This window comes from Tenacibaculum pacificus, assembly GCF_027941775.1.
Classification (GTDB): domain Bacteria; phylum Bacteroidota; class Bacteroidia; order Flavobacteriales; family Flavobacteriaceae; genus Polaribacter; species Polaribacter pacificus_A.
Map to the genome: position 1 here is coordinate 2,112,810 of NZ_CP115917.1, position 21,553 is coordinate 2,134,362.

Consider the following 21,553-nt stretch of genomic DNA (forward strand, 5'->3'; position numbering starts at 1 on the left):
TTTTTTTTGTTAAAAGAATCTTGGTGACTTTAAAGCTTGCTCTTTAAACATCTCATAACGCAGCATTACTTCATAAGTACCTGAGTTATAATTACTATAATTTGAATTCGTTAAATCATAAGCTAATCCTAAATATAAGCTTTTATTTGCTTGAAATCCTAACAACGCACTAATAGAATCATCCCATCTCCAAGCCAATCCTGCTGTAAATTTTTCATTGAATAAAAAGTTAGCTGAAACATCTATTGATAAAGGAGCTCCTTTTACTGCTTTACTTAAAACTGCTGGTTTAAATTTGATGCTTTCACTTAAATCGAATACATATCCTGCTATTAAAAATAAGTGTAAACGCTCTTCGGCAACACTTCCTCCTTTTTGAACATCGTCATAATGTTCGGTACTTATAAAGTTTGGAATCGCTGCTCCTAAATACCAATTACTTGTATAATAATACAATCCTGCTCCAACTGTTGGTAAAAACTTATTGATATTATTACCTAAGTTTTTATCATCTCCATGTTGATATCTTCCCTTACTCCAATCTACATTTAAATGACGACCTCCTAATTTTAATCCAAATGATAAATTTCCGTCATCACTAGTTCGAATTGTATAAGATCCATTAATATCTAAATAAATTTCATTGGATGGACCGATTCTATCATTTGTTAAATTTACTCCTAAACCAACACCACTATATCCTAGCGGAGTATCATAACTTAAGGTTTGAGAATCTGGTGCTCCATCTACTCCAACCCATTGAGTTCGTCCTAATAAATTTATGATACGATGTCCGTTAGACCCTGCATAAGCAGGGTTTACGGTCATTGTGTTATACATATACTGTGTGTACTGTGGATCTTGTTGTGCATTAATTCCTATTACAACGAATAGAATTAATAATATTGAATATTTAATTTTCATATCGCTTTTTTTATCTGTTAATGTATAACCATCCTACTTTTGGTTTTGAACCATCACCTAAATTTATTATATAATAATAAGTACCTGGTGGTAATTTCTCATCAACACTAATTGTTAAACTTCCATTTGAAATTCCTTTAAAGGATACATCTTTATTATTATATCCTGAAGCTTGGTAAACAGTATTACCCCATCTATTGAAAATCTCTACAGTATTATTTGCATATTCTGGTTTATCAATACACGAAATGTAAAAAGAATCATTATCTCCATCATTATCAGGAGTTATAATATTATATGGAATACCACATGGATTTGTAGGATTATTAACAAAAACAGTTACAGTTGCTGTATCACAATTAGTTGGTATTTCTCCATTTTCACATATTTGATACTCTAAATCATATATTCCTGATATCATATTTAAATCTACAGTAATAGTTCCATCAGAATTAAAAGTAAATCCAGGTTCATTGTTTGAATCAGCTATTAAAGTTGCCTCTCCTAATTCAGTACCTAAAATAACAGGTAATCCATTTAATGTATCATTTGTTGTTACATCTATATTAGTGTCAATAATATTGATATCTGTATAATCATCATCCATTGCTTCAATTGGATCTATAACAGAATTAACTGTAATTAGAATATTAGCATCATCAATATTAACTCCATCTGTTACAATATAATTAATTACTGGTAGTACTCCATTATAATTTAATACAGGTTCAAAAAGCAATACACCATCTGTATTTAATGTTATTTCTCCAATTCCATTTAATAATGTAACTGTATCTAACGGTAATACATCTGAAATTCCATCTCCATCAATATCTACTGTTGCACTAGCAACTGTTAACAAATCATTTTCTGTATCACTATCTATTCCATTTCCATTATCTTCAGTTATAATATTACCTGTTATATCATAATCTTCATCTCCAGTAAAATTATCATCTGTAGCTATTGTAATACATAATGGTTGTGTATCTACTACAATATTTGAACTTGCTGTTGATGTACATCCTGTCCCATCTGTATCTGTTACTGTAAATGTATACGTTCCTTCATTTGCTGTTACTAATCCTGTTGATGAAATATTTACTACCGATGGAGTAAATACATAAGTATCACCTGAATCATAACTTGTAATTTGAAAACTTCCTGTAGCTACTGTACACATTGGCTGTGTTACTGCTCCTACAACTGGTGCTAATGGAGTAGCTGGTTGTGTATTTACTACAATATTTGAACTTGCTGTTGATGTACATCCTGTCCCATCTGTATCTGTTACTGTAAATGTATACGTTCCTTCATTTGCTATTACTAATCCTGTTGATGAAATATTTACTACTGATGGAGTAAATACATAAGTATCACCTGAATCATAACTTGTAATTTGAAAACTTCCTGTAGCTACTGTACACATTGGCTGTGTTACTGCTCCTACAACTGGTGCTAATGGAGTAGCTGGTTGTGTATTTACTACAATATTTGAACTTGCTGTTGATGTACATCCTGTCCCATCTGTATCTGTTACTGTAAATGTATACGTTCCTTCATTTGCTGTTACTAATCCTGTTGATGAAATATTTACTACTGATGGAGTAAATACATAAGTATCATCTGAATCATAACTTGTAATTTGAAAACTTCCTGTAACTACTGTACACGTTGGCTGTGTTACTACTCCTGCTATTGGTGCTAATGGAGTAACTGGTTGTGTATCTACTACAATATTTGAGCTTACTGTTGATGTACATCCTGTTCCATCTGTATCTGTTACTGTAAATGTATACGTTCCTTCATTTGCTGTTACTAATCCTGTTGATGAAATATTTACTACCGATGGAGTAAATACATAAGTATCACCTGAATCATAACCTGTAATTTGAAAATTTCCTGTAACTACAGTACACGTTGGCTGTGTTACTAATCCTACTATTGGTGCTGATGGAGTAGCTGGTTGTATATCTACTACAATATTTGAACTTGCTAATGAAGTACATCCTGTTCCATCTGTATCTGTTACTGTAAATGTATACGTTCCTTCATTTGCTGTTACTAATCCTGTTGATGAAATATTTACTACCGATGGAGTAAATACATAAGTATCACCTGAATCATAACCTGTAATTTGAAAACTTCCTGTAGCTACTGTACATGTTGGCTGTGTTACTAATCCTACAACTGGTGCTGATGGTAAAGTATTAACTGTTACCGTTGCTTTATCTACTAACTCTACATTACAAGTTCCATCAACTGCATACACATTATATGTTGTTGTATTTAATGGAGTTACATTAAAAATTAAATCAGCTCCTGTTCCTAATTGAGAAGCTCCTATATTAGTATCATTACTATCTAAACGTAATTGATATACTACTCCTACTTGAGTATTTGTTAAGGTTATTACACCTGTTTCTGTAGGACAAATTACATCATCACTAACAGTTAAATTATCATTTGGTATAGTACAACAAATAGGTGATTGAACAGTACTATCATAAGGATATGTATTAATATCTGCTAATTTTATAAGAATACCTGAATCAGGAAAAGTTTCTAAGCTATCATATATACCATTAGTTCCTACTGGTCCTGTTAAATTTACTAAATCAACTCCTGCTTCTGTAGAATCATTACAACCATCATTATCTGAATCAAGATCTAAATAATCAGGTATGGTATCATTATCTGTATCCCTAATAATACAATCAGGAGCTGTTGTTTCGCCTGAAGTTTCTATTTTAAATACAAAGCCACCTAAAGAAGCTCCATTTGTTAAACGAATTTCGACAACCTGACCTGGAGAAACTGGTGAATTAATAACTTTAGATAAAGGTAAACTAGGTGAAAATTCATCAATAGAATCTACTAAAACGCCATCAATAAATAACTCTGCAAAATCATCAAAATATCCATTAGCTTCTCCTATTTGTATATTTCCATTATTCTCTATTGTACGTTTATAAATAATAGTCCACGCACCACTAGTAGTTGGAGTATAAGGTATTACTTCTTTAATATTAACACCACTAGCAATAATACTTTCCATTGGATTATCAGGAACTGCATTATCTATATTCTGATCATTAAACTCATATGTTTTTCCATTTGAAGTATAAAATCCATAACCGTAAAGTGTTGGTGTTCCTATATTATTGTTTTCATCTTTAGGGTCTCTATCTATAGGATTTACAGCATTTTGCACTCCGAAATGCCCAGCATAATAAGACACTTCCCAAGCACCTACCGGATTTGTAGTATTAATTTCACAAACTCCTTCATAAATATCTAAAATACCATCATTATCATCATCTAAATCAATAGAATCTATAATTCCATCTAAATCATTATCTGGTAATACTGTAACAGTTACAATAGAAGATTTACAATTAGAAGGTGATGGCCTACAAGCGTTATAAACTAAAGTATATACTCCTGGTGTTGTTCCTTCAGCTACATTTACAGCTCCCGTAGTAGTATCTAAAGTTACTCCAGCTCCTGTAGAACTCACCTGAAATAAATCTACATTTACTAAAGAAGGATTTAATACTCCAGCTACAACATCATTTACCAAAACAGAAGGTAATGCAACTCCTCCTTGTTGTGTGATACTACATACATCATCTTGAGTTTCAATTATCGGAACACCTCGAACCCCTGAAAGAAACACTCCTGAATCATAAGTTGCGTCACCAACATCTGCAATTGCAATTTTCATATGATAAATAACACCTATTTCTAAATCTATATCTGTTTTTAATTTTTTTGTAATTCCATTAAATTCAACATGTACTGGAAAAGGTCCAGGATTTGTATTTTGAGGACCTGCATTATTAGGATCTGTATCATTATCTGGGGTATGTCCATTATTAATATACAAATCACTCTGATCTAAAAAAGTAATATTTGATAAGCTACTTCCTGCAGAACCTCTAAAACCACCATTTATATTATTTATAGATACTGCATTATTAGTTCCAGGGACAATTGCTAAATTCAAAGCAGGTTGCTCTGTCATGTCATACATATTATCACCATTTAAATCACCATCTGGTACATTTGGATCTGCCCCTGTAGGATCAGAAACAAAAAAACCAAATACATCATTATAAACAGAACCTACATAATTAGGATACTCATCTGACCCAAATTGATACTCTACTAAAACCCCTTTATAATTTGCTAATCTTTCAAAATCAAATTCAAAAATAACAACATCATCTGTTGCTGTAGGATTAATAAGTCTAAGATCCATATCAAATACTCTTACACCATTAGCTGGCTTATCACCACTCTGCAATAAATTATTTGTAGAAAAAGCACTTGTTACTGTTGAAGTTGTTAAAGCAATACCGCTATCTATTTCAAGACCCGCACCAGCAATACCATCAGAAAACACAGCCATTTGAGTACCTACTCCATTTCTTATTACAGGGTTTGTTATAGTAATACCTGTAGATTGTAGCTTTGCTGCTAAAGCTGCTGCTATTGGGTTTTCTGTAAATGTAGCTTGAGAGTAAACACTTTGTAAACTAATAAGAAATAAAAAAAACAGTTTGTTTTTTTTGAGGAAATAAGCTTTCATATTTAATAATTTAAATTGTATAAAACTAAACACCATATTGGTTTTAGTTTAAAAAATAGATTTAATTATATTCCCTTAATAATTTATTTAATATTAAAAATTCATTACAAAAAAGGAATCATACACATATTAATAAAAAAGGAATCATTATAAAAAATCTTAAAATCTAATTTATTAACATTAAAACAAAGATTAACTAAATATATATTCTATAATAAATTAGTCTTTTGTACACTATTTTTTTTAAGGAGATAAAAAAGAAAGTCATTTGATAAAGTAAAAATCAATATGATTTATTTCACTTTTACTAGAAATTATAAAAATTCAATATTTTTATTAAAAAAAAGCAAAATTACAACTTAAAAGCGAAAACATAAAGTAAAAACACACATATTTAACATATTTTAACACAAAAAATAAATATCCAACAATAACAAACTTCTCTAATGAGTTTTTTATAAATAATAAATTTTGCCAAAAAAATAATTATCCATTTTTAAAAACTTGTTCTAAACAAAAAAACACGAAGCAATTGCTTCGTGTTTTTTATTCATGTTAAAAATATAAATGTGATTAATTATTCACTTTTACATTAGTATTTCCTTTGACAATATAAAAATAAGAACGTCTATTTTTTTGATGTTCAGCCTCAGTACATTGACTACTATTAGCATCATCACAATTATTTAATAAACTATCCTCTCCAAATCCAATTGCACTTTCTATCCTTTCTGATGAAATTCCTCTTGATATTAAATAATCTCTTGTTGATTTCGCTCTTCTATCTGATAAACTTCTATTGTATGTTTTTGATCCTCGACTATCGGTATGTGATTCTATTTTGATAACTAAATCAACATTTGCTTTCATAACAGTTACGATATGTTCTAATTCATATTCAGCATCTTCGCGAATATTTGATAAATCAAAATCAAAATAAATAGGATTAATTACTATCTGATCTTCCACTATTAATGATTCTAAATTAAGATTAGCCACAACTACTTCTTTATTGATATCAAGAGTTTCTGTATCTTTATTCTTGTTTCGGTAATTTTCTTTTGATGCTACTACTACAAACTTCTTTTCACAATCCATTTTCTCAAATAAATAAGCGCCTGTTCGTCCTGTCTTTTGCTCTAAAATAACCGCTCCTTTTTCATCCATTAATTGAACTACAGCATTCTGTATTGGTGCTCCTGTTCGTGAATCTGTAATAATTCCTTTGACATCTTCCTTACATTTATAGATACTAAAACTATAAATATCATCATCGCCTAGACCACTTTTTCGGTTTGAGGAAAAGAATCCATAACTATGAGCATCATTTATTACAAATGCAAAGTCATCTGATGATCCATTTACTGGTGCTCCTAAATTTACAGGGTTAGTATAAACTCCTGCTTCTATTTGTGATTCAAAAACATCCAAAGCACCTAATCCTAAATGACCATCTGATGCAAAATATAATACATCATCACTTCCTACAAACGGAAACATTTCACGTCCTTCCGTATTAATAGTACGTCCTAAATTTTCTGGTGTACCAAAAGTATTATTTTCTAAAACAGAAACTTTATAAATATCTGTAGCTCCAAATCCATTTGGCATATCTGATACAAAGTACAACGTTTTCTCATCTGAACTTAAAGCTGCATGACCACATGAAAATGAATCACTATTAAATGATAACTCAATTACATTTTTCCATTTAATCATCTATTTTATCTGCACTATAAAGTTTTAAATGAGATACTTCATTTTTATCTCCTTTTAATCTTTTTCCATCATAATTATCTCGAGTAAAATAAGCTTTCTTACCGTTTTTTGTAATAATAATATTAGACTCATGATATTTTGAACTTAAATCTGACAACATCGTTTTTTTCTCGACATCTAAAATCTTCTTCTCTTTGATGTCTTTTTGCTTCGCTTTATAGATATTCAAATAAGGTTGTTTATTCCATTTGTATAATTTCTTATCCTTATCTGTTTTTGGACTTGTCGATGCAAAATAGAAATCATCTTCATAAATAAATCCTCCAAAATCGGAATACTTAGTATTACTTGATAAATTATGAATATTGATATATGTTTTTTCTTTATTTGAATATTCTACAAAATAATTCGAATTATTCTCTAAAGAAGCAACACGGCTATCTGTTCCATTTTTTGATTTCAATTTCAATAACCATTTATCTGATTCCTCGTTTTTTCCATTACTTTTTAAAACTTGAGCATATCTAAATAAATGTTCTGAGGAAGCGATATCTTCATTAAGATTCATCAATTTTCTATAGTTTTCTTCTGCCTTATCTAATTCGAAATTAAAATAATGTGCATCGCCTAATCTACTTAAAACTAAATAAGAATCATCGCCTTTTTCATTGAATTGATTGATAAAGTTCTGAAGCTTTTTTATATGCAAATTCTTTAAAATACCTATCAGCTGCATATTTTCGTTGACCGAAACTGGCAGTACTTATCAATAGGATTAATATATATATCGTGTTTTTCATTTCCCTAGTTTTTATATTAAAAGAATCTTGGTGATTTCAATGCTTGCTCTTTAAACATCTCATATCGTAACATTACTTCATAAGTTCCTGAATTATAGTTACTATAATTTGAATTTGTTAAATCGTAAGCAAACCCTAAATATAAACTTTTACTTGCTTGAAAACCTAACAATGCACTGATTGAATCATCCCAACGCCAAGCCAATCCTGCTGTAAACTTCTCATTAAACAAAAAGTTTCCTGATACATCTATTGATAATGGCGCTCCGTTTACTGCCTTAGCTAAAACTGCTGGTTTAAATTTGATGCTTTCACTTAAATCGAATACATATCCTGCTATTAAGAATAAATGTAAACGTTCTTGAGCTACGCTTCCGCCATTTTTAACGTCATCATAATGTTCTGTACTTATAAAGTTTGGAATTGCGGCTCCTAAATACCAGTTATTTGTATAATAATATAATCCTGCTCCAACAGTTGGTAAAAACTTATTAATATTGGTTGCTAAGTTTTGATCATCACTATGTTGAGAAAGCCCTTTACTCCAATCTACATTTAAATGACGACCTCCTAGTTTTAATCCAAAAGCTAAATTTCCTTCATCACTGGTTCGAATTGTATAAGATCCGTTGATATCTAAAAATATTTCGCTTGCTGGACCTATTCTATCATTTGTTAAATTGATTCCTAAACCAACACCACTATATCCTAGCGGAGTGTCATAACTTAAAGTTTGTGAATCTGGTGCTCCATCGACACCAACCCATTGGGTTCTTCCTAGTAAATTAATAATACTGTGTCCGTTGGACCCTGCATAAGCAGGGTTTACGGTCATTGTATTGTACATATATTGGGTGTACTGCGGATCTTGTTGTGCATTAATTCCGGCTATTACACATAGAATTAATAGTATTGAATATCTAATTTTCATATCGCTTTTTTTTATCTATTAATGTATAACCATCCTACTTTTGGTTTTGAACCATCTCCTAAATCGATAACATAATAATAAGTTCCTGGTGGTAATTTCTCATCAACACTAATGGTTGATCGTCCATTTGATATCCCTGTAAAGGCTACACTTTCATTATTATATCCTGAAGCTTTATAAACGGTATTTCCCCATCTATTAAAAATCTCTACAGTATTCTTAGCATATTCTGGCTTGTCAATACATGAGATGAAAAACACATCATTATCTCCATCATTATCTGGTGTCATAATATTATATGGCGTACCACATGGGTTTGCATCAGCATCTAAATAATCTGGAATACCATTTTCGTTAGTATCCATAGAATCATTTGTTGTAATATCATCATCACCAGGATTTTCATCAATAGTATTTATTCCATCATTATCATCATCAATGTCTTGATAATCAAATGTACCATCACCATCAGTATCTGAAGGATTGGTTGGAACTCCTCCGTTATCAGTATCAAATACATCATCTAATCCGTCTAAATCAGTATCAACTCCACTTGGAATTATATCTGGAATACCATTTCCATCAACATCATTTCCTTCTATAATATCTAATACGCTATCATTATCACTATCAGTATCTAAACTATCTGGAATACCATCACTATCAGTGTCTATTGTACCATCTCCTTCATTTGTATCTAAAATACCATCGTTATCATCATCGATATCATCTGTATTTAAAATACCATCTCCATCAGTATCAACTCCAACTAGTATTGTAACTGTTGCTATATTACATTTTATTGGTGTTGAACCATTTTCGCAAATTTGATACTCCAATGTATAATCTCCTGAAGCTATAACTGTACTTATTGCTATAGTTCCATCTGAATTAAAGGTAAAACCTAAAGGGTTTGTTCCATTTGGATTTCCTGATAAAGTAACCTCTCCTACTCCTGTACCTATTATTACTGAATTACCATCTAATAGATCATTAATAAGAACGCTTGGTGTCACACTTCCAGCTGCTAAAGGATTATTACTATAATCATCATTAATAGCATCTATTGGATTTGCAACAATAACAGTAGCAACTGCTATTTGGCAATTTTCTGGATTAGCTCCATTTTCACAAATCTGATATTCAAAAGCATAAGTTCCTGAAGGTATATTAGCTTCAACAGTTATTGTTCCATTTGGATTTAAAATAAACCCTGATGGATTTGTTCCGTTTGGATCTGCTGATAGAGTAATTTCACCAACTCCAGAACCTACAATTATTAGAGTACTGTTTAATGTATCGTTATCTGTTACACTTGAAGTAGTACCTCCTGATGTAATTGGAGTTAAAATATCACTACTTGCTAATAACTCTCCAACTACTTCTACCGTTACGGTTGCTGTTGTACAGTTTGCTGGATTCGCACCACTTTCACAAATTGTATACGTTACAGGATAACTTCCTGTTGGCGTATTTGCTACGATAGTTACATTTCCGTCGGCATCTATTAAGATGTTTCCTGTCGTTACTGGCGTTACATCTGTATTTACTGTCGTTACTTGAACGCCATTTAAAGTATCGCCTGTTAAAACTTCACCTGCAGAAACATCCGTTGCTCCTGATGCTAATGGTGCTAAAGCTGTTCCTAAAATATCATCATCCGCTAATAACTCTCCAACTACTTCTACCGTTACGGTTGCTGTTGTACAGTTTGCTGGATTCGCGCCACTTTCACAAATCGTATACGTTACAGGATAACTTCCTGTTGGCGTATTTGCTACGATAGTTACATTTCCGTCGGCATCTATTAAGATGTTTCCTGTAGTTACTGGCGTTACATCTGTATTTGCTGTCGTTACTTGAACGCCATTTAAAGTATCTCCTGTTAAAACTTCACCAGCAGAAACATCCGTTGCTCCTGATGCTAATGGTACTAAAGCTGTTCCTAAAATATCATCATCCGCTAATAACTCTCCAACTACTTCTACCGTTACGGTTGCTGTTGTACAGTTTGCTGGATTCGCGCCACTTTCACAAATTGTATACGTTACAGGATAACTTCCTGTTGGCGTATTTGCTACGATAGTTACATTTCCGTCGGCATCTATTAAGATGTTTCCTGTCGTTATTGGCGTTACATCTGTATTTGCTGTCGTTACTTGAACGCCATTTAAAGTATCGCCTGTTAAAACTTCACCTGCAGAAACATCCGTTGTTCCTGATGCTAATGGTGCTAAAGCTGTTCCTAAAATATCATCATCCGCTAATAACTCTCCAACTACTTCTACCGTTACGGTTGCTGTTGTACAGTTTGCTGGATTCGCGCCACTTTCACAAATTGTATACGTTACAGGATAACTTCCTGTTGGCGTATTTGCTACGATAGTTACATTTCCATCGGCATCTATTAAGATGTTTCCTGTAGTTACTGGCGTTACATCTGTATTTGCTGTCGTTACTTGAACGCCATTTAAAGTATCGCCTGTTAAAACTTCACCAGCAGAAACATCCGTTGCTCCTGATGCTAATGGTACTAAAGCTGTTCCTAAAATATCATCATCCGCTAATAACTCTCCAACTACTTCTACCGTTACGGTTGCTGTTGTACAGTTTGCTGGATTCGCGCCACTTTCACAAATTGTATACGTTACAGGATAACTTCCTGTTGGCGTATTTGCTACGATAGTTACATTTCCGTCGGCATCTATTAAGATGTTTCCTGTCGTTACTGGCGTTACATCTGTATTTGCTGTCGTTACTTGAACGCCATTTAAAGTATCGCCTGTTAAAACTTCACCTGCAGAAACATCCGTTGCTCCTGATGCTAATGGTGCTAAAGCTGTTCCTAAAATATCATCATCAGCTAATAACTCTCCAACTACTTCTACAGTTACGGTTGCTGTTGTACAGTTTGCTGGATTCGCGCCACTTTCACAAATCGTATACGTTACAGGATAACTTCCTGTTGGCGTATTTGCTACGATAGTTACATTTCCGTCGGCATCTATTAAGATGTTTCCTGTTGTTACTGGCGTTACATCGGTATTTGCTGTCGTTACTTGAACGCCATTTAAGGTATCGCCTGTTAAAACTTCACCAGCAGAAACATCCGTTGTTCCTGATGCTAATGGTACTAAAGCTGTTCCTAAAACATCATCATCCGCTAATAACTCTCCAACTACTTCTACAGTTACGGTTGCTGTTGTACAGTTTGCTGGATTCGCGCCACTTTCACAAATCGTATACGTTACAGGATAACTTCCTGTTGGCGTATTTGCTACGATAGTTACATTTCCATCGGCATCTATTAAGATGTTTCCTGTCGTTACTGGCGTTACATCGGTATTTGCTGTCGTTACTTGAACGCCATTTAAAGTATCGCCTGTTAAAACTTCACCTGCAGAAACATCCGTTGCTCCTGATGCTAATGGTGCTAAAGCTGTTCCTAAAATATCATCATCCGCTAATAACTCTCCAACTACTTCTACAGTTACGGTTGCTGTTGTACAGTTTGCTGGATTCGCGCCACTTTCACAAATTGTATACGTTACAGGATAACTTCCTGTTGGCGTATTTGCTACGATAGTTACATTTCCGTCGGCATCTATTAAGATGTTTCCTGTAGTTACTGGCGTTACATCGGTATTTGCTGTCGTTACTTGAACGCCATTTAAGGTATCGCCTGTTAAAACTTCACCTGCAGAAACATACGTTGCTCCTGATGCTAATGGTGCTAAAGCTGTTCCTAAAATATCATCATCAGCTAATAACTCTCCAACTACTTCTACAGTTACGGTTGCTGTTGTACAGTTTGCTGGATTCGCGCCACTTTCACAAATTGTATACGTTACAGGATAACTTCCTGTTGGCGTATTTGCTACGATAGTTACATTTCCGTCGGCATCTATTAAGATGTTTCCTGTTGTTACTGGCGTTACATCGGTATTTGCTGTCGTTACTTGAACGCCATTTAAGGTATCGCCTGTTAAAACTTCACCTGCAGAAACATCCGTTGTTCCTGATGCTAATGGTGCTAAAGCTGTTCCTAAAATATCATCATCCGCTAATAACTCTCCAACTACTTCTACCGTTACGGTTGCTGTTGTACAGTTTGCTGGATTCGCGCCACTTTCACAAATCGTATACGTTACAGGATAACTTCCTGTTGGCGTATTTGCTACGATAGTTACATTTCCATCGGCATCTATTAAGATGTTTCCTGTTGTTACTGGCGTTACATCGGTATTTGCTGTCGTTACTTGAACGCCATTTAAAGTATCGCCTGTTAAAATTTCACCAGCAGAAACATCCGTTGTTCCTGATGCTAATGGTACTAAAGCTGTTCCTAAAATATCATCATCCGCTAATAACTCTCCAACTACTTCTACCGTTACGGTTGCTGTTGTACAGTTTGCTGGATTCGCGCCACTTTCACAAATTGTATACGTTACAGGATAACTTCCTGTTGGCGTATTTGCTACGATAGTTACATTTCCGTCGGCATCTATTAAGATGTTTCCTGTCGTTACTGGCGTTACATCTGTATTTGCTGTCGTTACTTGAACGCCATTTAAAGTATCACCTGTTAAAACTTCACCTGCAGAAACATCCGTTGCTCCTGATGCTAATGGTGCTAAAGCTGTTCCTAAAATATCATCATCCGCTAATAACTCTCCAACTACTTCTACAGTTACGGTTGCTGTTGTACAGTTTGCTGGATTCGCGCCACTTTCACAAATTGTATACGTTATAGGATAACTTCCTGTTGGCGTATTTGCTACGATAGTTACATTTCCATCGGCATCTATTAAGATGTTTCCTGTAGTTACTGGCGTTACATCTGTATTTGCTGTCGTTACTTGAACGCCATTTAAGGTATCGCCTGTTAAAACTTCACCAGCAGAAACATCCGTTGTTCCTGATGCTAATGGTACTAAAGCTGTTCCTAAAACATCATCATCCGCTAATAACTCTCCAACTACTTCTACAGTTACGGTTGCTGTTGTACAGTTTGCTGGATTCGCGCCACTTTCACAAATCGTATACGTTACAGGATAACTTCCTGTTGGCGTATTTGCTACGATAGTTACATTTCCGTCGGCATCTATTAAGATGTTTCCTGTCGTTACTGGCGTTACATCTGTATTTGCTGTCGTTACTTGAACGCCATTTAAAGTATCGCCTGTTAAAACTTCACCAGCAGAAACATCCGTTGCTCCTGATGCTAATGGTACTAAAGCTGTTCCTAAAATATCATCATCCGCTAATAACTCTCCAACTACTTCTACCGTTACGGTTGCTGTTGTACAGTTTGCTGGATTCGCGCCACTTTCACAAATTGTATACGTTACAGGATAACTTCCTGTTGGCGTATTTGCTACGATAGTTACATTTCCGTCGGCATCTATTAAGATGTTTCCTGTCGTTATTGGCGTTACATCTGTATTTGCTGTCGTTACTTGAACGCCATTTAAAGTATCGCCTGTTAAAACTTCACCTGCAGAAACATCCGTTGCTCCTGATGCTAATGGTGCTAAAGCTGTTCCTAAAATATCATCATCCGCTAATAACTCTCCAACTACTTCTACCGTTACGGTTGCTGTTGTACAGTTTGCTGGATTCGCGCCGCTTTCACAAATTGTATACGTTACAGGATAACTTCCTGTTGGCGTATTTGCTACGATAGTTACATTTCCATCGGCATCTATTAAGATGTTTCCTGTAGTTACTGGCGTTACATCTGTATTTGCTGTCGTTACTTGAACGCCATTTAAAGTATCGCCTGTTAAAACTTCACCAGCAGAAACATCCGTTGCTCCTGATGCTAATGGTACTAAAGCTGTTCCTAAAATATCATCATCAGCTAATAACTCTCCAACTACTTCTACCGTTACGGTTGCTGTTGTACAGTTTGCTGGATTCGCGCCACTTTCACAAATTGTATACGTTACAGGATAACTTCCTGTTGGCGTATTTGCTACGATAGTTACATTTCCGTCGGCATCTATTAAGATGTTTCCTGTCGTTACTGGCGTTACATCTGTATTTGCTGTCGTTACTTGAACGCCATTTAAAGTATCGCCTGTTAAAACTTCACCTGCAGAAACATCCGTTGCTCCTGATGCTAATGGTGCTAAAGCTGTTCCTAAAATATCATCATCCGCTAATAACTCTCCAACTACTTCTACAGTTACGGTTGCTGTTGTACAGTTTGCTGGATTCGCGCCACTTTCACAAATTGTATACGTTACAGGATAACTTCCTGTTGGCGTATTTGCTACGATAGTTACATTTCCGTCGGCATCTATTAAGATGTTTCCTGTTGTTACTGGCGTTACATCGGTATTTGCTGTCGTTACTTGAACGCCATTTAAGGTATCGCCTGTTAAAACTTCACCAGCAGAAACATCCGTTGTTCCTGATGCTAATGGTACTAAAGCTGTTCCTAAAACATCATCATCCGCTAATAACTCTCCAACTACTTCTACAGTTACGGTTGCTGTTGTACAGTTTGCTGGATTCGCACCACTTTCACAAATCGTATACGTTACAGGATAACTTCCTGTTGGCGTATTTGCTACGATAGTTACATTTCCATCGGCATCTATTAAGATGTTTCCTGTCGTTACTGGCGTTACATCGGTATTTGCTGTCGTTACTTGAACGCCATTTAAAGTATCGCCTGTTAAAACTTCACCTGCAGAAACATCCGTTGCTCCTGATGCTAATGGTGCTAAAGCTGTTCCTAAAATATCATCATCAGCTAATAACTCTCCAACTACTTCTACAGTTACGGTTGCTGTTGTACAGTTTGCTGGATTCGCGCCACTTTCACAAATTGTATACGTTACAGGATAACTTCCTGTTGGCGTATTTGCTACGATAGTTACATTTCCGTCGGCATCTATTAAGATGTTTCCTGTTGTTACTGGCGTTACATCGGTATTTGCTGTCGTTACTTGAACGCCATTTAAGGTATCGCCTGTTAAAACTTCACCTGCAGAAACATCCGTTGTTCCTGATGCTAATGGTGCTAAAGCTGTTCCTAAAATATCATCATCCGCTAATAACTCTCCAACTACTTCTACCGTTACGGTTGCTGTTGTACAGTTTGCTGGATTCGCGCCACTTTCACAAATCGTATACGTTACAGGATAACTTCCTGTTGGCGTATTTGCTACGATAGTTACATTTCCATCGGCATCTATTAAGATGTTTCCTGTTGTTACTGGCGTTACATCGGTATTTGCTGTCGTTACTTGAACGCCATTTAAAGTATCGCCTGTTAAAATTTCACCAGCAGAAACATCCGTTGTTCCTGATGCTAATGGTACTAAAGCTGTTCCTAAAATATCATCATCCGCTAATAACTCTCCAACTACTTCTACCGTTACGGTTGCTGTTGTACAGTTTGCTGGATTCGCGCCACTTTCACAAATTGTATACGTTACAGGATAACTTCCTGTTGGCGTATTTGCTACGATAGTTACATTTCCGTCGGCATCTATTAAGATGTTTCCTGTCGTTACTGGCGTTACATCTGTATTTGCTGTCGTTACTTGAACGCCATTTAAAGTATCACCTGTTAAAACTTCACCTGCAGAAACATCCGTTGCTCCTGATGCTAATGGTGCTAAAGCTGTTCCTAAAATATCATCATCCGCTAATAACTCTCCAACTACTTCTACAGTTACGGTTGCTGTTGTACAGTTTGCTGGATTCGCGCCACTTTCACAAATTGTATACGTTATAGGATAACTTCCTGTTGGCGTATTTGCTACGATAGTTACATTTCCATCGGCATCTATTAAGATGTTTCCTGTCGTTACTGGCGTTACATCTGTATTTGCTGTCGTTACTTGAACGCCATTTAAAGTATCGCCTGTTAAAACTTCACCAGCAGAAACATCCGTTGCTCCTGATGCTAATGGTACTAAAGCTGTTCCTAAAATATCATCATCCGCTAATAACTCTCCAACTACTTCTACCGTTACGGTTGCTGTTGTACAGTTTGCTGGATTCGCGCCACTTTCACAAATTGTATACGTTACAGGATAACTTCCTGTTGGCGTATTTGCTACGATAGTTACATTTCCGTCGGCATCTATTAAGATGTTTCCTGTCGTTACTGGCGTTACATCTGTATTTACTGTCGTTACTTGAACGCCATTTAAAGTATCGCCTGTTAAAACTTCACCTGCAGAAACATCCGTTGCTCCTGATGCTAATGGTGCTAAAGCTGTTCCTAAAATATCATCATCCGCTAATAACTCTCCAACTACTTCTACCGTTACGGTTGCTGTTGTACAGTTTGCTGGATTCGCGCCACTTTCACAAATCGTATACGTTACAGGATAACTTCCTGTTGGCGTATTTGCTACGATAGTTACATTTCCGTCGGCATCTATTAAGATGTTTCCTGTAGTTACTGGCGTTACATCTGTATTTGCTGTCGTTACTTGAACGCCATTTAAAGTATCTCCTGTTAAAACTTCACCAGCAGAAACATCCGTTGCTCCTGATGCTAATGGTACTAAAGCTGTTCCTAAAATATCATCATCCGCTAATAACTCTCCAACTACTTCTACCGTTACGGTTGCTGTTGTACAGTTTGCTGGATTCGCGCCACTTTCACAAATTGTATACGTTACAGGATAACTTCCTGTTGGCGTATTTGCTACGATAGTTACATTTCCGTCGGCATCTATTAAGATGTTTCCTGTCGTTATTGGCGTTACATCTGTATTTGCTGTCGTTACTTGAACGCCATTTAAAGTATCGCCTGTTAAAACTTCACCTGCAGAAACATCCGTTGTTCCTGATGCTAATGGTGCTAAAGCTGTTCCTAAAATATCATCATCCGCTAATAACTCTCCAACTACTTCTACCGTTACGGTTGCTGTTGTACAGTTTGCTGGATTCGCGCCACTTTCACAAATTGTATACGTTACAGGATAACTTCCTGTTGGCGTATTTGCTACGATAGTTACATTTCCATCGGCATCTATTAAGATGTTTCCTGTAGTTACTGGCGTTACATCTGTATTTGCTGTCGTTACTTGAACGCCATTTAAAGTATCGCCTGTTAAAACTTCACCAGCAGAAACATCCGTTGCTCCTGATGCTAATGGTACTAAAGCTGTTCCTAAAATATCATCATCCGCTAATAACTCTCCAACTACTTCTACCGTTACGGTTGCTGTTGTACAGTTTGCTGGATTCGCGCCACTTTCACAAATTGTATACGTTACAGGATAACTTCCTGTTGGCGTATTTGCTACGATAGTTACATTTCCGTCGGCATCTATTAAGATGTTTCCTGTTGTTACTGGCGTTACATCGGTATTTGCTGTCGTTACTTGAACGCCATTTAAGGTATCGCCTGTTAAAACTTCACCTGCAGAAACATCCGTTGTTCCTGATGCTAATGGTGCTAAAGCTGTTCCTAAAACATCATCATCCGCTAATAACTCTCCAACTACTTCTACAGTTACGGTTGCTGTTGTACAGTTTGCTGGATTCGCGCCACTTTCACAAATCGTATACGTTACAGGATAACTTCCTGTTGGCGTATTTGCTACGATAGTTACATTTCCATCGGCATCTATTAAGATGTTTCCTGTCGTTACTGGCGTTACATCGGTATTTGCTGTCGTTACTTGAACGCCATTTAAAGTATCGCCTGTTAAAACTTCACCTGCAGAAACATCCGTTGCTCCTGATGCTAATGGTGCTAAAGCTGTTCCTAAAATATCATCATCAGCTAATAACTCTCCAACTACTTCTACAGTTACGGTTGCTGTTGTACAGTTTGCTGGATTCGCGCCACTTTCACAAATTGTATACGTTACAGGATAACTTCCTGTTGGCGTATTTGCTACGATAGTTACATTTCCGTCGGCATCTATTAAGATGTTTCCTGTTGTTACTGGCGTTACATCGGTATTTGCTGTCGTTACTTGAACGCCATTTAAGGTATCGCCTGTTAAAACTTCACCTGCAGAAACATCCGTTGTTCCTGATGCTAATGGTGCTAAAGCTGTTCCTAAAATATCATCATCCGCTAATAACTCTCCAACTACTTCTACCGTTACGGTTGCTGTTGTACAGTTTGCTGGATTCGCGCCACTTTCACAAATCGTATACGTTACAGGATAACTTCCTGTTGGTGTATTTGCTACGATAGTTACATTTCCATCGGCATCTATTAAGATGTTTCCTGTTGTTACTGGCGTTACATCGGTATTTGCTGTCGTTACTTGAACGCCATTTAAAGTATCGCCTGTTAAAACTTCACCAGCAGAAACATCCGTTGTTCCTGATGCTAATGGTACTAAAGCTGTTCCTAATGTATCATCATTTGCTACTAAAATATTAACAACATATAATGTTGCACAATTAATCTCTCTAATACAAATATTATTATCACGAGTTATTAAAACACAATATTCTGTTGCATCTAACCCCGTTACACTAGTTATATTTAATGTATTTGTTGTAAAATCTGTATAATTAGTATCTGTTCCATCTATAATTGTTCCTCCTGAATCTGGATTACCAATATACCATTGATAATTAATACCAGCATTAGCATTGCCTAAAGCTCCATAAGTTGGTGCTCCTGTTACATAACTAGTCGCAGTATCTGCTGTTCCCACAACACTAAAGCTACCTGATTCTCCAAAAACCTTTGTTTGATTAACAGGTGCTGTAACAATCATCAATCTTGTTGCATTGATTACTGAAACCGTAGTTCCCTGAGGACTTCCTGTTGCTGTTGGTATTCCTGTTATAAGATCTACCGTAGTTCCTAAATTTAATGAACTACCACCAGTACTACCCCCTATTAGTGTAGTTAAGCCTGTTATTATATTATTTGCTGCTTCTGATGCATCAGGACAACCATCATTATCACTATCAGTATCAAAACTATCAATAATTCCATCATCATCAGTATCAACAGCTCCTTCAACAGTATCTAAAATACCATCATTATCATCATCCTGATCTACAGAATCCTGAATTCCATCTAAATCATTATCAGGTAAAACTGTTACAGTAACAGTAGAGTTACTGCAGTTAGTTGGAGAAGGCTTACAAGCATTATATACTAATGTATAAATCCCTGCATTTGTGCCTGATGCAACTTCTACAGCACCTGTAGTTGTATTTAATGTTACCCCTGCATTTGTTGAACTTACCTCAAATAAATCAACATCTGCTAAAGGTGGATTTGTAGTTCCTCCTACAGTATCATTCACTAAAACATTAGCTACTGCAATACCTCCTGATTCTGTAAGCGTACCTGCATCATCATTTGTTATAATTATAGGTGTACCACCTACTCCTGAAACAAACACTCCTGAATCATACCAATCATCTCCTACATCAGCAATGGCTATTTTCATATGATAAACAACTCCTACTGTTAAATTTATATTTGTAGAAAACTTTTTTGTTATTCCATTAAATTCAGTATGAATAGGAAAAGGACCTGGATTTGTATTACCTGGTCCTGAATTATTAGGGTCAGCATCATTATCTAAAACACGCCCATTATTTATATATAATGCGCTTTGAGTTAAATCAGTTACGTTTGTTAAACTCCCTCCTTGAGAACCTCTAAAACCTGCATTTACATTATTAATAGATACAGGATTAGATGTTCCTGGTACTATTGCTAAGTTTAGCGCAGGAGTTTCTCCTAAATCGTATGCACCATTATTATTAATATCTCCATCTGGTACTGTAGCATCTACTCCAGTAGGATCAGATACAAAAAAGCCAAATACATCATTAAAACTAGAACCTACATAGTCTGGAAATTCTTCTGAAGCAAATTGATACTCAACTAAAACACCTGTATAATTAGGTAATGCTTGAAAATCAAATTCAAAAATTACTACATCATTTCTAGCTCTGGAATCAATATTAACTAAATCCATATCATCTAAGACACCTGCTGCACCAAGTTTATCACTATGTCCATTAGATCTATTCGTAGAAAAGGCATTTACTATTGTTGATGTAGTTAAAGCAATACCACTATCAAGTTCTAAACCAGCACCTGCTTTTCCATTTGAGAAAACACCTACACGCTCTATATCTCCCTTAGTTATAACAGGGTTCGTTATTAACACACCGGAGGCCTGTAGTTGAGCTGCTAATTGAACAGCTGTTTGACTGTCTGTAAATGTTGCTTGGGCGTAAGTGCTATTAACACCTATTAGCAACAAAACAAAAAACAGTACGTTTTTTAAAAAGTAGTTTTTTTTCATAAGTAATAATTTAAAAAATTGATTAAATCAAAAACACAACTGCTATTTAAAGATGTTATACTTCTAATTTAAGAAAGGATTTATTATTTTATATAGCTATTATTTAAGACGTTAAATATATTATTTTTTTTTAAAAAAATAGACAATACATTTATTATCAAATGCTATATCATTTTATAATAATTATGACACATTTTATATCAAAAAGTCACAAAAAATATTAAATATCAATAATATTATACCTATTTTTATTAATCCTAATTTTTTACATAAAGATGAATATTAATTTCAAAGCGATTAAAAAAGA

At 35.2% G+C, this 21,553-nt stretch carries 6 protein-coding genes; all 6 read right to left on the bottom strand.

Annotated features, from left to right (window positions below):
* Positions 1-9: 9 nt before the first annotated feature.
* The 6 genes from PG913_RS09635 to PG913_RS09660 all read right to left on the bottom strand — a co-directional run bounded on the left by PG913_RS09635 (position 10) and on the right by PG913_RS09660 (position 21,246).
* Positions 10-924, bottom strand: coding sequence for a PorP/SprF family type IX secretion system membrane protein (locus PG913_RS09635; RefSeq protein ID WP_271230527.1), 915 nt, complete (start codon positions 922-924; stop codon positions 10-12).
* A gap of 10 nt (positions 925-934) precedes the next feature.
* On the bottom strand, positions 935-5,518 hold the full coding sequence (locus PG913_RS09640; RefSeq protein WP_271230528.1) for a choice-of-anchor L domain-containing protein: 4,584 nt from the start codon (positions 5,516-5,518) through the stop codon (positions 935-937).
* Between the two features lie 573 nt (positions 5,519-6,091).
* Entirely contained in the window at positions 6,092-7,237 is a 1,146-nt protein-coding gene (locus PG913_RS09645; protein ID WP_271230529.1) for an OmpA family protein, read from the bottom strand.
* Positions 7,230-7,973 carry a tetratricopeptide repeat protein gene (locus tag PG913_RS09650; RefSeq protein ID WP_271230530.1) on the bottom strand — a complete coding sequence of 248 codons (744 nt, stop codon included), beginning with the start codon at positions 7,971-7,973 and terminating at the stop codon, positions 7,230-7,232. Before PG913_RS09650 ends, PG913_RS09645 begins: the two co-directional genes overlap by 8 nt.
* A gap of 80 nt (positions 7,974-8,053) precedes the next feature.
* Complete coding sequence (locus PG913_RS09655) at positions 8,054-8,968, bottom strand: PorP/SprF family type IX secretion system membrane protein (protein WP_271230531.1); 915 nt, start codon at positions 8,966-8,968, stop codon at positions 8,054-8,056.
* A gap of 11 nt (positions 8,969-8,979) precedes the next feature.
* Positions 8,980-21,246: a choice-of-anchor L domain-containing protein gene (locus tag PG913_RS09660; protein ID WP_271230532.1), complete on the bottom strand. Its 12,267-nt coding sequence runs from the start codon at positions 21,244-21,246 to the stop codon at positions 8,980-8,982.
* Positions 21,247-21,553: the final 307 nt, after the last annotated feature.

Excerpts from the sequence above, each read along its gene's own strand:
- PG913_RS09635 (WP_271230527.1), bottom strand. The coding sequence starts at position 924 with ATGAAAATTAAATATTCAATATTATTAATTCTATTCGTTGTAATAGGA.
- PG913_RS09640 (WP_271230528.1), bottom strand. The coding sequence starts at position 5,518 with ATGAAAGCTTATTTCCTCAAAAAAAACAAACTGTTTTTTTTATTTCTT.
- PG913_RS09645 (WP_271230529.1), bottom strand. The coding sequence starts at position 7,237 with ATGATTAAATGGAAAAATGTAATTGAGTTATCATTTAATAGTGATTCA.
- PG913_RS09650 (WP_271230530.1), bottom strand. The coding sequence starts at position 7,973 with ATGCAGCTGATAGGTATTTTAAAGAATTTGCATATAAAAAAGCTTCAG.
- PG913_RS09655 (WP_271230531.1), bottom strand. The coding sequence starts at position 8,968 with ATGAAAATTAGATATTCAATACTATTAATTCTATGTGTAATAGCCGGA.
- PG913_RS09660 (WP_271230532.1), bottom strand. The coding sequence starts at position 21,246 with ATGAAAAAAAACTACTTTTTAAAAAACGTACTGTTTTTTGTTTTGTTG.